The sequence below is a fragment of the Clostridium simiarum genome, from assembly GCF_018919175.1.
In the GTDB taxonomy this organism is placed as follows: Bacteria; Bacillota; Clostridia; order Clostridiales; family Clostridiaceae; genus Clostridium_L; species Clostridium_L simiarum.
Map to the genome: position 1 here is coordinate 305,703 of NZ_JAHLQL010000004.1, position 12,690 is coordinate 318,392.

The following is a 12,690-nucleotide window of genomic DNA, read 5'->3' on the forward strand; positions in this document are numbered from 1 at the left end:
AGAAAAATTACATTTAATGGAGGTTAATATATATGGAGTTAGAGGTTAAGCTATATCCATTGGAATACAACATGGTGGACAAGTGTGTTGATTTATTTATTAACACCTTCTCAAAAGAACCCTGGAATGACGTATATGAGTCAAGAGAACAAGTTGTAGAGTTTTTTGAGAATTACATAAATAACAATTATTTTATTGGCTACATTATAAAGATAGGCGATGAACTTGCTGGATTAAGCATAGGCGCGAAAACTCCGTGTTTAAGAGGGATGGAATATTTCATTGATCAATTTTGTATAAGTGAAAAATTCCAAGGACAAGGGGTAGGTAGTAAGTTTCTACAACTTATCGAATTAGACATTAAAAAGCAGAACATAAATACTATAATATTAACAACTGCTAAAGGGTTCCCATCAGAAAAATTTTATATTAAAAATGGATTCAAAAAGTCTGATAGAACGATTTTTCTTGCCAAATAGGCCTAAACGAAGCAATTAAAGATATATGCTATATTGACAAGGGATTGGTATGCAACTGCTTTTGAAAAACTGATAATAAATTACAAAACATTTAGCAATGCATTTTCTGATTATCAGGTTGAAATAGATAGTGATATGTTAATGCAATTGTAATAAATAAAATTTTTTTGATTCGCAACTTTCCTGTATTAAGCATTACAGGTGGAGGATCCCACCTGTAATTGAGTAATTTTATCAGAGCAGATATTGGACAGATAAATATATTTCATATTCCTTAGTTGATAATGGAAAAATAATAGCTAATGAATCTGGAAGCATTATAAAATCTCTTTACTACGGGCAGGAAAAGCTATGTATTAAATTGAAATTGTAATGATAGGTATTGATTATAGAAAATAGGGCTTATCTGATATTTAATATAAGCCAACCTGAAGGAATGGAAAGGAGAGTTCATATTATGATTGAAGGTGTAAGTCATATTACTTTTATTGTTAATAATTTAGATAAAACTACTCAATTATTTAAAGAACTATTTAATGCAAAAGAAGTTTATTATAGTGGTGAAAAAAAACATTCATTATTTAAGGAACGTTTTTTTAGTATCGGCAATCAATGGATTGCCATTATGGAAGATACAAATATACTTAACAGAACCTACCATCATGTAGCATTTAAAATATCAGATTCTGATGTAGATAGTTATTTAAGCAAAATTAAAGCTTTAAATTTAGAACTAAAGCCTCCAAGAGAAAGAGTAGAAGGAGAAGGATATTCTATATACTTTTATGACTATGACAATAACTTATTTGAACTTCATACAGAAACATTGGAAAAAAGATTATCTTCATACACAGAGATGGATAGTAAATAAATTGTATTAATCTTAATTTACAATATTCTTAGCAAGCAAAACAAAAGAGGAAAAACAGTATACAGAGGAATTCAAGAATATAATAATGAAGCTCTATAATGCTCGGAAGATCTTAGCACAATTAAGCAGTAAATGTAACCTTATGATAATGCTTGTATGGAATCTTTCCATGATTCTTTGAAGAAAGAAGAAGTTCATCTTGTTAGTTACTTTGATTATGATGCTGTAAGGCTTGCGATATTTCAATATATGGAATCTTGGTGTAATAGTAAAAGAATCCATGGTAGTATAGGATATATATCTACAGAAATGTTAAGAGTTAGCTAAGAAAGCTACATAAAAAGTTCAGCTTTTTATGTCTAAAACATTGACATAGATCTATTATTCATACTATAGGGAGTGTGGCAAAACTACTTTTTAGAGTAGTTTTGCCACACTCTATTTTTTCTTTTATAAACATATTTTATTTTTAAATATCACTTCTTTGTTTCAGATAAGTTCAACTTTTGTTTTAATCTAAAACAAAAGTTGAACTCAAATGAAATTGAAAACGATAAACTTTTCAAATAGAATAAACATTAAGAAGGGGGGAAAGATAAAATCCAAGAACGAGATTATAACTAATCTTAATAAGAAAGTAGGATTATTATAAATGGATAAAGAAATTGTATTAATTCTTCAGATTTTATTAAATAGTACATTAATTACTACAAAAGGATTGCAAGAAGAAACTAATTCTTCAAGGAGACAAGTTACTTACAGGCTAAAGAAAATTAACGATATGTTTAAAGTAAAAAAAGTACCACTTATATCTCTAGGAACTAATAATGATATTATTGTTCAAAAAGAGACAAAGGATGCAATAAAAGAAATCTTAGAAAAAAACTATTCTAAAAAAACTTACTACTTTAGTAAAAATGAACGACTTCTATATATGTATTTAATGCTTTTTATTAACATGGAGGATATTTCAATTAATCATTTTATATATTCTCTAAAGGTAAGTAGATCCACTGTAAATCTTGATTTTAAAGATTTGATACCGGATATCGAGAAAAAGGGCATTAAAATTAAAAACAATCGTAAAAATGGCTATTATTTAGTTGGGTCTGAAATGGAAATTAGAAGAGTACTTATTAAAAATATTATAGAGACCCTATCAAATGAAGAAGGTTCAAGAGTTTTTGACATTTTTATTGAGGAGTATAAACTAGATAGTTTTGAAAAAACTAAAAAAATTATATCAAAGCTTGTAAGAAAACATGAAATTACTTTTGTTGAAAACAGATTAGTAGAATTTATCTATATATTCATTTTTCTAAAAGCAAGAATGTTTGCAAAGAAAATCATTACTTCAGAAAATATAGATATCCCTAATATTGCAGTTATGAACTCAATGAAGGAATATAAATTTGCTGAAGAATTATTAGAAGTATATGATAGCAAAGATAAGATAAAATCTCACGACGTAATGTATATTAGTGCTTGGATTTTGGGCATATCAGTAGGAAATGATGAAGATGATACAAAGGACAGGACTGTAATTTCAGAAATTGTAAATAAAATGATGACAAAGTTTGGATATTTAAGTGGGGTTTATTATATAAGCCAAGAAAAAATATTTAAACAATTATACTCTCATTTTAGACCAGCTTATTACAGACTTTTATTTAAATTACCTGTTTACAATCCACTTTGTGAAAAGGTAAAAGAAGAGTACCGATTAGTATATAGAATTGTAAGTAATGCAATGAAAGAGTTCTGCGGTCTATTTGGAGAAGAAATTCAAGAAGAGGAATTAGCATATTTGACAATGCATTTTGCAGCTATTTTCTCAAACAAAAAAGAACTTGATATTCTTAGAAAAAAGACAGCACTTATAATTTGTTCAAACGGTGTTGGTAGCTCAGCTATCTTACATGCAGAGCTTACAAACTTATTTCCAGAACTACACTTTTTACCGCCATTAGAATCCTCTAAACTAAAAGATTTTGTTGAATCTGTAGATATTGTGTTTACTACTAATTATAAAGCAGAAGGTTTAGAAATAGATGTACCAGTAATTAAAGTGAGTCCTGTTATGACCCAAAAGGAAAAATATAGGATTACACGTGAGGTGTACATTCAATTGGGTGATATTTTTTTAAGACAACCAAAAATAGATGAAGTTATGGATATAATAAAAAAATATGCGAAAGTAACTTCTGAAAGTATGCTTTCAAGTGAACTATTATCCTATTTTACACAAATAGAAAATTTTACGTCTAAAGGAGAGGAAGGACTTATGTTAAGTGATATTACAAATGAAACACTCATAAAACTAAAAGTGCCAGCTAAAGATTGGGAGGATGCTATTAGACAGTCAGCTTCTGTTTTAGTTGAAAATAATAAAGCAACTGAAGCTTATGTAGATGCTATGGTTAATACAGCAAAAGAATCTGGCCCTTACATTGTAATTACAAAACATGTGGCACTTCCACATGCTAGACCAGAAGCAGGAGCAAAAGACATTGCAATAGGGATTGCCACTTTAGAAAATCCTATTGAGTTCGGAAATGAAGATAATGATCCTGTAAAATATGTATTTTGCCTAAGTGCTGTAGACAATAATAGTCATTTACGTGCTATGTCTGAGCTGGTTGAATTATTTGAAATGGATGAGTTCTTTCTAGCTTTGGATAGAGCTAAGGATCCTAAGGAAATTATTGATTTTATAAAATTACACGAATCATAAAAGGAGGATTTAATTATGTATAAAATTTTAATCGCATGTAGAGCAGGGGTTGGATCAAGTTTAATGTTAAAAATAAAAACCCAACAAGTTATCAAAGAAAATAATTTTCCAATTGAAGTGGAGCATGGTTCTTTAGATTCATTAAATGGATTTAATGGAGATGCAGTAGAAACATTGATCGATGTTGCAGAAGAACTAAAAAAGAAGAATTTAAAATTTGATGTTATTGGAATTCATAATATTGTTGATCGTAATGAAATTAAAACAGCATTAGAACAATTTCTGGCTTCAAAACAAAAATAAAATTTATTAAAGTAATAAAACTTAATAGGATAAGGGGGATATATATGAATTTTATCATAAGTTTATTAAGTACACCTGCTGTTTTGCTTGGCGTAGTTGCATGTATAGGTTTGATTCTTCAAAAGAAATCAGCTACTGAAGTATTCACGGGTGCTTCAAAAACACTTATAGGTTTCTTAGTATTTGGTATTGGTGCCTCTGCTATGACTGGGGCATTACAAAACTTTAACAAACTATTTCAATATGGTTTTGGTATTACAGGTGTTATAGCTTCGCCTGAAGCTGCTACAGCACTTGCACAAAATACATATGGTTTCGCAGTTTCATGTACGTTAATTCTCGGATTTATATTGAATTTAGTCTTTGCACGTATTACAAGGTTCAAGAACATATTCTTTACAACAGGTCATAGTTTATTCTTTTCTTGTGTACTAGTATTAATTATGCAAGCACATGGATTTGGTAATATGACTACAATTTTAGTAAGTGGTATTATTTTAGGATTTATGTCTGCTGCATTACCTCAATTCTGTCAACCATTTATGAGGGAAATGACAGGTGGAGATGAACAAGCAATTGGTCACTTCAATATGATTGGGTATGGATTAGCAGGTTATCTAGGACGTTTATTCTCAAAGCATAAAGAAGAAACAACAGAATCTATTAAATTCCCTAAATGGTTATCAGTTTTCAGAGATTTCTTAATGGGTCTATCAATAGTTATGTTAATCTTATTCTATGTTGCTACATTAAAGGCTGGTCAAGAATTTACTCAAAAGCTTGCTGGCTCACAACACTGGTTAGTTTTCCCTCTTGTACAGGCGTTCACTTTCACAGCTGGTATGTCAGTATTAATGACAGGTGTTCGTATGTTCTTAGCTGAAATAACTGCTGCATTCGTTGTTATTTCAGAAAAATATATTCCAGGATCACGTCCTGCATTAGATGTTCCAACAGTATTCCCATATGCACCAAATGCAGTAATTCTTGGATTTATTACATCATATGCTGCTGGTCTATTAGCAATCGTTGTTATGGCATCATTACCTAGTGTATTTCCTGTAGTTATTATCCCAGCTGCTCATATTTGTTTCTTCTCAGGTGGTACAGCTGCGGTATTTGGTAATTCATCTGGTGGATGGAGAGGTGCTATTTTAGGATCATTTGTTGTTGGGTTATTGCTTGCATTCTTACCAACAATACTATACCCAGTTTATGGAACACTTGGTATAGAAGGTGCAACATTCCCTAATATCGACTATAACGTAGTGGGAACTACATTACATAAGATTTTACAATTTATAAAACCTATCTAAGCTACATTAATATTATATAAGAGCCATAGATATGGCTCTTATAACTTTAAGGAGGACAAACTATGGTTGAAAAGACATTACCTTCATTTTTAGACATTCTGTCTAATGAAGTATCAACATTTATTTCTTCAATAGATGAATCTGCTATTAATCAAGCGCGTGATTTAATTCTTGAATCAGAAAAGAATCATGGCCGTGTGCACGTAACTGGTATTGGTAAACCAGGTCATGTATCAGGATATATTTCTTCATTGCTTTCATCAACTGGAACACCAGCATACATATTACATGGGACAGAAGCAGTGCATGGCTCAAGTGGACAAGTAGTTGCTGGAGATGTGGTTATTGCAATATCAAATAGTGGTGAAACGCAAGAACTAAAATCAACTGTTGAAACTTTAAAAGCAAATGGAGCAAAAATCATTGGTGTCAGTGGTAATTCTGAATCTTGGTTAAAGAACGCTTCTGATACATTCTTATTTGCAGGAGTTAACAAGGAAGGCGATGACCTTAATAAGGCTCCACGTGCCTCAATTCTTGCAGAAACTATTGCATTACAGTCATTAAGTGTTGCGTTACAATATGCTAAAGGCCTAGATGCAAAACAATATTTAAAGTGGCATCCAGGTGGAAGTCTTGGACAATCGATTAGAGAAGGGAAGTAATTATATGGAATATAAAGGTATTATATGTGCAATGATTACACCGCTTGATGAGAATCAGAATATTAATCCACAGGCAACGTGTGAATTAATTGATTATTTGATTGATAGAGGCGTTTATGGATTATTTATTTTAGGTACAAATGGTGAATGCCATGTACTTACAGACGATGAAAAAGTTGAATTTGCAAAAATTGTTATAGAACACACCAATAATCGTGTACCAGTTTTTGTTGGAACAGGTGGTAATTCAACACGTGAAGTAATTAATTTATCTAAAAGAATGGAAGCAATAGGCGCAAGTGCATTATCCATTATAACCCCATACTTTGTGCCGCCAACACAACAAGAATTAATTGAACACTACAAAGCTGTTGCTGCTGAAGTTACTTTACCAATCATGATGTATAATATGCCAGGTAAAACTGGAATTAATATTGAACCTGAATCAGTACGTGAATTGGCCAAGGTTAAGAACATTGTGGGAATTAAAGACAGCAGTGGTAAATTGGACAACATGAAAGCTTATCTTGAAGTAACTAAAGGGGAAGACTTTGGTGTGTTCTCAGGCTCAGATTCACTTATTCTTGATATCCTTAAGGTTGGAGGACACGGTGCAGTTGCAGCAACAGCAAACTTCCTTGCAGAAATTGATGTTGCAATTTATAATAACTTCATTAAAGGTGACCTTGAAGCAGCTCAAAAGGCACAAAGCAGTATTGAAGAGCTTCGCCGTATCCTAAAGTTTGGAACCATTCCATCAGTAATTAAGCAAACCGTTGTGTTGAACGGTATTAATGTTGGTTCTGCCCGTCTCCCTGTAACTCAGCCAAGTGGTGAAAAGCTTGAAGAAATCAAAAGTGTAGTTGAAGCTTACAAAGCTACATTTGATAAAGGTTTATACTAATACAGAGGTGAATGATATGAAAAAGATGAATATAACAAAAACAATGGCAGAAATCGGAGCACTTGCAATCGTAAGAGTAGAAACACTTGATCGTGCATCTGAAATTGCTGAAGGCTGTATTAAAGGTGGAATCCCTGTTATGGAAATGAGCTATACATTGAATAATGCTGGAGAAATCATTAAAGGACTTAGCAAGAAGTATGGTAAAGAACTTTGTGTAGGAGCGGGAACAGTTTTAGATAGTGAAACAGCTCGTCATGCTATTTTACATGGAGCACAGTTCATTATTGCACCAACCTACAATGAAGATGTAGCAAAAATTTGCAATAGATATCAGATTCCTTATGCACCAGGATGCACATCATTGACTGAAGCAGTTGATGCATTAAGCTTAGGTGCTACTTTTATAAAGGCATTCCCAATCTCAGACTTCTATGGACCAAAACTAGTAAAAGTATTCAAGACACCAATTCCTGATATGCCGATTTTAGCAAGTGGTGGAATTACTCTTGATAACTTGCATGTATGGCTAGAAAACGGTGTTGATGTTTGTGGCTTTGGTGGTTTATTAACTAAAGGCAGTTCTGAAGATATCGCTGAAAACGCGAGAAAGATTCGTGAAACCATAGACAAATTCAGAAATTGTACTTCTAACTAATTTGAATTTCATAAATTGAATGTTCTTTTCATGAACAAGGAGCATTAAAAATTGATGAGCGTTCACGTTGGAATGCACATGAATTGATAAATGATGATTTTTCACCATGTTTTATATGGAATACTTTAGAGAAGATCAGAGAGTTGGAGTAATTAATACGATAAGCTATAATAAAATATTTGAGAAGTTTAAAGTTAAGAGCCACTTAAAAGTGGCTCTTAATAAATATAGGAGGGAATACAGAAAACTATAAGTATACAGTAAAAGCTATAAGAGTAGGCATTATGAAAATGTTAGCAGAAGCAAAGTCAGCACATCAAGACATTGAGAAGTGGGAGTAGATATGTCAATAGGTTCACTCGGACAAGGTTTATCTGCTGCAAATTGAATGGCTCTAGTTGGAAAGCTAGATAAAAAAGACTATAGGGTATACATAATAATAAATGGAGAACCTCAAGAAGATCAAATATGGGAAGAAGCTAAATCACTTTAGAAGTAATTACTAAGGAGGAATATCCATGAGCACAAGTTTATCTAATGTAGAAAATGATACGAAACTTACATTAAAAAAGTTGAAAAATGGTACAGATATAAGAGGAATAGCAATAGAAACTAAAGAGCATAGAGAAACCCTAAGCCCTGAAATTGTAAAATTACTTGGAGTCGGTTTTTCAAAATGGCTTAAGAATAGAACCAATAATAAGGAATTTTTAAAAGTGGCTTTAGGTATGGATTCAAGATTATCAGGCCCTAAATTAAAAGATTCATTAGTGGAAGCTTTAACTAGTGAAGGAATAAATGTGTATGATTGTGGACTTACAACTACCCCATCTATGTTTATGACCACAATTTTAGAAGATTATAAATGTGATGGTGCAATAATGATTACAGCAAGCCATCTTCCTTACTATTATAACGGACTTAAATTCTTTACAGTGGTTGGTGGATGTGAAAAAGAAGACATAGAAGAAATAATTAATTTAGCACTAGAAGAGAATTTAACTTATATAAAAAATGCAGAGGGAATGTTAAGAAAAGCTGATTTAGTAGAAGATTATTCAAAACTTTTAGTCAATAAGGTAAGAGAAGCAGTAGGGTCTGAAAAACCACTAAAAGGAACAAAGATAATAGTAGACGCAGGAAATGGCGCAGGAGGATTTTTTGCAACTAAGGTATTAAAGAATCTTGGTGCTAACATAGAAGGAAGTCAATTCTTAGAGCCAGATGGAACCTTTCCAAATCATATACCTAATCCAGAAAATAAGGAGGCTATGGAATCTATAAAAAATGCAGTATTAAATTCTAAGGCAGACCTTGGAATAATTTTTGACACTGATGTAGATAGAGCTGCAATAGTTTCTAAAACTGGAGAAGAGATAAATAAAAACGCTCTTATAGCACTAATATCTTATATAATTATAAAGGAAAATAAAGGAGCTACCATAGTTACTGACTCAATAACCTCCACAGGACTAACAAAATTTATAATTAACTTAGGTGGAGTTCACTATAGATTTAAAAGAGGATATAAAAATGTTATAAATGAAGCTAAAAGGTTGAATGGAGAAGGCATTGTGTGTCCACTTGCTATAGAAACTTCAGGACATGCAGCTTTAAAGGAAAATTATTTTTTAGATGATGGAGCTTATCTTATAGTAAAAATCCTTATAGAGATGTCAAGACTAAAAAAAGAAGATAAGGATATAGCCTACCTAATAAAAGATTTACAGCATCCTTTAGAAAGCGAAGAAAAAAGAATAGAGATTAAGTGTGAAGATTTTAGAACTTACGGACAGTCTGTCATAGAAGACTTAAAGGAATATGTTTCTAAAATTGAAGGATGGAGTGTAGAACCTAAAAACTATGACGGGATAAAGATAAACTGCAATAAAGAAAAAGGCTGGTTTTTACTTAGAGTATCTCTTCATGAACCTTTACTTGCTTTAAATATTGAAAGTGATATTAAAGATGGAGTAAAAAATATTTTTTCAAATATTGAGACTTTCATAAATAATTACAATAAGTTAATAATATAAGTATGGAAGACGTGATTGGATGAATTTATTATAAATTGAATCATTAACAGGGATTTAACCCTGTTTTTTCTTTTCCAAAAATAGAAAGCAATTTGATAACTATGAATTAATTACTATTTAAAAATAAGGAATAAAGTTTAATTGTAATATTCAAAGATAAGACTTATAATTACCTAAAACTATGAATTTTGGGGGATGAGTGATGGAGATTGCAACTAATCTTTTTTTGTATAATTTTTTATGCAAGAACTTAAATAATTTAGATTCTTGGAGTAAGATTTCTAAAACTGCGATAATTGATAAAAATTTATGCATATATAAATTCTGTGCTAATGAGGAAATACCTGTACTATTAACATTAACAGAAGATGAGTGTTATCATATTGATGATTATTTATATGATAGGATGATTAGTGAATTTGATTCAAATGGAGAGCCTAATGAAATAGGTTCAATATATGAATCATTGTATGACTTATGGCACAGTATGATACGCATAGAAAAGGAGAAATTTTATGAAGAGTTTATTTGATAAAAGATTTAATTGTCCTTGTTGTGGATATCCAACATTAGATGAAAAGGATTTATATGATATTTGTACACTATGTAACTATAGTTAAGTATTTTGATTATAATAAAAATATCATAATTATATAATTTTTGACATAAGTGTTGCATTTTGTAGAATTCGTTGCTATAATTACAATTATGTTAATAAAAATTTAATATTTGTTTTAGGTATCATATCATGATTTAATAGGGAAAGTGGTGAAAATCCACTGCAGCCCCCGCTACTGTAGACGGAGACGAAACCAAATCCACTGGAGCAATCTGGGAAGGATGGTGGAGAGTGACCCGTAAGCCAGGAGACCTGCCTAGAGCTAGTATATGGCACTTCGGAGGGAAGTAAACCTATTATGATTTTATATGAAGTTTAATTGTTATGCTTTTATAAAAGTTTAAAGCAATAATTATATTTTTATAAATAATAGTCAGTTATGCTTAAACCTCCGTAATACGGAGGTTTTTTTATTTTCCGTAGCCAAAATTTAATATAGTTTTCGGTGGGAAAATATATATTTTTTCAAAAGGTTTAATTTAGATTTAGCTTCTACTGGAAAACTATGCTTTTAAAAGTATAGTTTTATTTTTTTGATAATGATTTACAAAACTATACTTTAAATGAAAAATATTAATTTGGAGGGATAATTATGTGCAAGGGGTTTAAAAGAAAAAAAAGCAGGAGTTTCATTGTAACTGCATTATTATTTATATTTGTTTTTACAATGACAGGATGCTCCGATAAAAGCAGCGAAACTACAAATTCAAAAGTAAAGAATAACAATAATAGAAAATCAGTTAGTACAAAGGTTGAAGATGGAAAGGTATATGCATCTTTAAAAGAGGCCTTTGAGTATGTTGGTGGAGAATGTAAAATAGAAGGAAAAAGTGCTACAGCCACAAAGGATAAGGATACTATTAAAGTTGTTTCAGATAGTAAAGAGGCAGAGCTTAATTCCACTAAAATCACCATGACTGATGAAGTAAAAAATATAAATAATGATTTATATGTGTCAATGAGCTTTTTAAAGGAAGTGATGGATGCAAGAGTAAGCTTTGATGAAGAGAATAAAGTGTTAAACATTAATACGGAAATGCCTTTATCATATACAAAGGGCTTTAGCGTTACTTATTTAAAAGGTGGACTAAAAAAAGTAGTGGATGGAGATAAAAGAACTTTGATACTTGTACCACAAGGCAAAATTGTTCCAGAAGAGTACAAAAATGAGATTGTTGTAAATATGCCTATAAAGGATGTAATGTTAGGGTCTACTACCCAGGCATGTTTGCTAAGACCAATAAAGGAATTGGAAACTGTAAAGGCTGTTACAACAGAAAAAAAGAATTGGACAATACCAGAAATTATTAATGGTTTAGAAAGTGGTGCAACTACTTTTGTAGGCACTGGAAAGGCACCAGATTATGAGAAGATTTCAACATTAAAGCCAAGCATTGCATTTGTTTATTCAGGACCTAGTGGACAAAAGGAAATGATGGATAAATTTAATGAATTAAAAATTAGCTATGCAGTAGATAATGATTATCTTGAAGAAGATCCTTTTGGAAGAATGGAGTGGCTTAAGTTTGTTGCTGCTTTTTATGACAAAGAAGAAGAAGCAGAAAAATATTTTAATGAGGCTGTTAGTAAGGTACAAGATATTGCTAAAAAGGTTAGCAGTGGCAAAAAGCCTAAAGTAGCTTGGGGAATGATTTCGAAAGGTGAAGTTTATGTACCTAAATCTGATTCCTATGCTGCAAAGATGATTGAATTGGGTGGTGGAGATTATATATTTAAAAGTGAAGGAGTAGGAAATGCAAAGATAAGCATTGAAGAATTTTATGCCAAAGCAAAGGAGGCAGATGTATTTGTTTATGCATCAACTACTAATTACGCACCAACTTTAAAGGGGGTACTAGAGCAAGCTCCTATTTTAGAGAATTTAAATTCAGTGCAGAATAAAAATGTATGGTGTTTCCATGCAGATTATTACCAATCCTTAGATAAAACAGATGAATTAATACTTGATTTAGTAGGGATTTTTCAGCCAGAGGTTAACAGTGGATATGATATAAAGCATTATGTTAAATACAAGGAATAGATTATTGTACCTATAAAAAAATAAGCGTAAGGAGATTTGAAGTTTTATATCTCATTACGCTTTA

At 31.3% G+C, this 12,690-nt stretch carries 12 protein-coding genes, 2 pseudogenes and 1 riboswitch; all 14 genes and pseudogenes read left to right on the forward strand.

Translation table 11 applies throughout. The features are described from left to right. Window positions 1-32 precede the first annotated feature (32 nt). Window positions 33-479: a GNAT family N-acetyltransferase gene (locus KQI89_RS12900; protein WP_216457411.1), complete on the forward strand. Its 447-nt coding sequence runs from the start codon at window positions 33-35 to the stop codon at window positions 477-479. Between the two features lie 457 nt (window positions 480-936). Beyond that, window positions 937-1,350, forward strand: coding sequence for a FosX/FosE/FosI family fosfomycin resistance hydrolase (gene fosX / locus KQI89_RS12905; protein ID WP_216457412.1), 414 nt, complete (start codon window positions 937-939; stop codon window positions 1,348-1,350). A 138-nt stretch (window positions 1,351-1,488) separates the two neighbouring features. Then, window positions 1,489-1,677, forward strand: a pseudogene (locus KQI89_RS12910) (IS3 family transposase); the annotation flags it as partial. A gap of 325 nt (window positions 1,678-2,002) precedes the next feature. After that, window positions 2,003-4,084, forward strand: coding sequence for a BglG family transcription antiterminator (locus tag KQI89_RS12915; protein ID WP_216457414.1), 2,082 nt, complete (start codon window positions 2,003-2,005; stop codon window positions 4,082-4,084). Window positions 4,085-4,099: 15 nt separating this feature from the next. Continuing rightward, window positions 4,100-4,387 (forward strand): PTS sugar transporter subunit IIB, encoded by a 288-nt coding sequence (locus KQI89_RS12920; RefSeq protein WP_032122518.1) that lies wholly within the window; start codon window positions 4,100-4,102, stop codon window positions 4,385-4,387. A 44-nt stretch (window positions 4,388-4,431) separates the two neighbouring features. After that, window positions 4,432-5,703, forward strand: coding sequence for a PTS ascorbate transporter subunit IIC (gene ulaA / locus KQI89_RS12925; protein WP_032122517.1), 1,272 nt, complete (start codon window positions 4,432-4,434; stop codon window positions 5,701-5,703). Between the two features lie 62 nt (window positions 5,704-5,765). Then, window positions 5,766-6,368: an SIS domain-containing protein gene (locus KQI89_RS12930; RefSeq protein ID WP_216457415.1), complete on the forward strand. Its 603-nt coding sequence runs from the start codon at window positions 5,766-5,768 to the stop codon at window positions 6,366-6,368. A 4-nt stretch (window positions 6,369-6,372) separates the two neighbouring features. Beyond that, complete coding sequence (dapA, locus tag KQI89_RS12935; RefSeq protein ID WP_216457416.1) at window positions 6,373-7,272, forward strand: 4-hydroxy-tetrahydrodipicolinate synthase; 900 nt, start codon at window positions 6,373-6,375, stop codon at window positions 7,270-7,272. Window positions 7,273-7,288: 16 nt separating this feature from the next. Further along, the gene (locus KQI89_RS12940) at window positions 7,289-7,930 is read left to right on the forward strand and encodes a beta/alpha barrel domain-containing protein (protein WP_216457417.1); all 642 of its coding nucleotides are present in this window, start codon (window positions 7,289-7,291) and stop codon (window positions 7,928-7,930) included. A gap of 334 nt (window positions 7,931-8,264) precedes the next feature. After that, window positions 8,265-8,417, forward strand: a pseudogene (locus tag KQI89_RS12945) (transketolase); the annotation flags it as partial. A gap of 31 nt (window positions 8,418-8,448) precedes the next feature. After that, window positions 8,449-9,966 (forward strand): phosphohexomutase domain-containing protein, encoded by a 1,518-nt coding sequence (locus KQI89_RS12950; protein WP_216457418.1) that lies wholly within the window; start codon window positions 8,449-8,451, stop codon window positions 9,964-9,966. Window positions 9,967-10,168: 202 nt separating this feature from the next. Then, window positions 10,169-10,498, forward strand: coding sequence for a hypothetical protein (locus KQI89_RS12955; protein WP_216457419.1), 330 nt, complete (start codon window positions 10,169-10,171; stop codon window positions 10,496-10,498). Continuing rightward, the gene (locus tag KQI89_RS12960) at window positions 10,482-10,586 is read left to right on the forward strand and encodes a CPCC family cysteine-rich protein (protein WP_216457420.1); all 105 of its coding nucleotides are present in this window, start codon (window positions 10,482-10,484) and stop codon (window positions 10,584-10,586) included. The genes KQI89_RS12955 and KQI89_RS12960 overlap by 17 nt, the downstream gene beginning before the upstream one ends. Window positions 10,587-10,685: 99 nt before the next feature. Beyond that, window positions 10,686-10,859: riboswitch (cobalamin riboswitch) on the forward strand. A gap of 318 nt (window positions 10,860-11,177) precedes the next feature. Further along, window positions 11,178-12,626 (forward strand): ABC transporter substrate-binding protein, encoded by a 1,449-nt coding sequence (locus KQI89_RS12965; protein ID WP_216457421.1) that lies wholly within the window; start codon window positions 11,178-11,180, stop codon window positions 12,624-12,626. The last annotated feature ends 64 nt before the right edge of the window (window positions 12,627-12,690 follow it).

Coding starts and splice junctions, on each gene's coding strand:
- ulaA (WP_032122517.1), top strand. CDS start 4,432: ATGAATTTTATCATAAGTTTATTAAGTACACCTGCTGTTTTGCTTGGC.
- dapA (WP_216457416.1), top strand. CDS start 6,373: ATGGAATATAAAGGTATTATATGTGCAATGATTACACCGCTTGATGAG.
- KQI89_RS12950 (WP_216457418.1), top strand. CDS start 8,449: ATGAGCACAAGTTTATCTAATGTAGAAAATGATACGAAACTTACATTA.
- KQI89_RS12900 (WP_216457411.1), top strand. CDS start 33: ATGGAGTTAGAGGTTAAGCTATATCCATTGGAATACAACATGGTGGAC.
- KQI89_RS12915 (WP_216457414.1), top strand. CDS start 2,003: ATGGATAAAGAAATTGTATTAATTCTTCAGATTTTATTAAATAGTACA.
- KQI89_RS12940 (WP_216457417.1), top strand. CDS start 7,289: ATGAAAAAGATGAATATAACAAAAACAATGGCAGAAATCGGAGCACTT.
- KQI89_RS12955 (WP_216457419.1), top strand. CDS start 10,169: ATGGAGATTGCAACTAATCTTTTTTTGTATAATTTTTTATGCAAGAAC.
- fosX (WP_216457412.1), top strand. CDS start 937: ATGATTGAAGGTGTAAGTCATATTACTTTTATTGTTAATAATTTAGAT.
- KQI89_RS12930 (WP_216457415.1), top strand. CDS start 5,766: ATGGTTGAAAAGACATTACCTTCATTTTTAGACATTCTGTCTAATGAA.
- KQI89_RS12960 (WP_216457420.1), top strand. CDS start 10,482: ATGAAGAGTTTATTTGATAAAAGATTTAATTGTCCTTGTTGTGGATAT.
- KQI89_RS12965 (WP_216457421.1), top strand. CDS start 11,178: ATGTGCAAGGGGTTTAAAAGAAAAAAAAGCAGGAGTTTCATTGTAACT.
- KQI89_RS12920 (WP_032122518.1), top strand. CDS start 4,100: ATGTATAAAATTTTAATCGCATGTAGAGCAGGGGTTGGATCAAGTTTA.